General features: G+C 72.0%; 1 protein-coding gene. It reads left to right on the top strand.

All coding sequences use genetic code 11. The features are described 5' to 3' along the window. Positions 1 to 205: 205 nt before the first annotated feature. Positions 206 to 1,054, top strand: coding sequence for a sugar phosphate isomerase/epimerase family protein (locus AOK23_RS37830; protein ID WP_055717003.1), 849 nt, complete (start codon positions 206 to 208; stop codon positions 1,052 to 1,054). Positions 1,055 to 1,155: the final 101 nt, after the last annotated feature.

Raw genomic sequence — 1,155 nt, 5'->3', positions numbered from 1 at the left:
GGGCGAGAACGTACGGCGGGCCGTCGGGGCCGGAATCCTCGGGTTCCTGCCACTCCAGACGGCGCTGACCGCGCGCAGCGGCGCCACGGTCGCGGCGGCCGCCCTCGGCGTCGCCCACCCCCTGGCCCGGCGGCTCGCCCGGCGTGTCTCCCCCACCTGAACCACCCCCTCGACCAGCACAGACCTCCGCAGGAGGAACGCCGGCATGACCGCGCCCCCCACCCCCCTCCGATTCGGTTACGGCACCAACGGCTTCACCAACCACCGCTTAGGCGACGTCCTCACCGTCCTCGCCGACCTCGGCTACGACGGCGTCGCCCTCACCCTCGACCATGGACACCTCGACCCGTACGCCCCCGACCTGCCCCGACGTGTCGCCGAGATCGCCCGGGACCTCGACCGGCACGACCTCGACGTGACCCTGGAGACCGGGGCGCCCTACCTCCTCGACCCCTGGGGCAAGCACCAGCCGACCCTGATGTCCGACGCGGCCGAACACCGGATCGACCTGCTGCGGCGCGCCGTACGCATAGCCGCCGACTTGGGCTCGCCCACCGTCCACCTGTGCAGCGGGCCCGCACCGCACGACGGACTTCAGGCGGGGGACGCCTGGAAGCGGCTCGCGGCGGGCGTGGAGACCGTCCTGGAGACCGCCGAGGAGTACGGCGTCTCCCTGGCGTTCGAGCCGGAGCCGTACATGTTCGTCGACACCGTCGAGCGGTGCCTCGAACTGGCCGAACTCGTCGGCGGGCACGAACTGTTCGGGATCACCCTCGATGTGGGGCACGCCCACTGCGTGGAGGAGCGGACCGTCCTGGAGTGCGTGCGGCTCGCCGCGCCGCGCCTGCTCAACGTGCAGATCGAGGACATGCGGCGCGGAGTCCACCAGCACCTCGAATTCGGCGCGGGCGAGATCGACTTCCCGCCCGTCCTCGCCGCCCTGCGGGACCTCGGCCACCGCGGACTGGTCTCCGTGGAGATCCAGGGCGGCTCCCTCGACGCCCCCGACGTGGCCCGCCGCTCCATCGAGTTCCTGCGCGCGGCAGCGACCTGACCTCCTCCGACACCTCCTTCCACCTCCCTCCGCCTTCTCTCGCTTCCCTTCCCTCCGCTTCCTCCCTCCTCTCTTCCCTTCGTGTTCCACTCCCTCCACCC

This window comes from Streptomyces torulosus, assembly GCF_001419765.1.
Classification (GTDB): Bacteria; Actinomycetota; Actinomycetes; order Streptomycetales; family Streptomycetaceae; genus Streptomyces; species Streptomyces torulosus.
The sequence above is the reverse complement of the archived record's forward strand: the minus strand, read 5'-3'. Positions and strand labels throughout refer to the sequence as shown.

What these genes read in the sequence shown, in the direction of transcription:
- AOK23_RS37830 (WP_055717003.1), top strand. Translation starts at nt 206, where the DNA reads ATGACCGCGCCCCCCACCCCCCTCCGATTCGGTTACGGCACCAACGGC.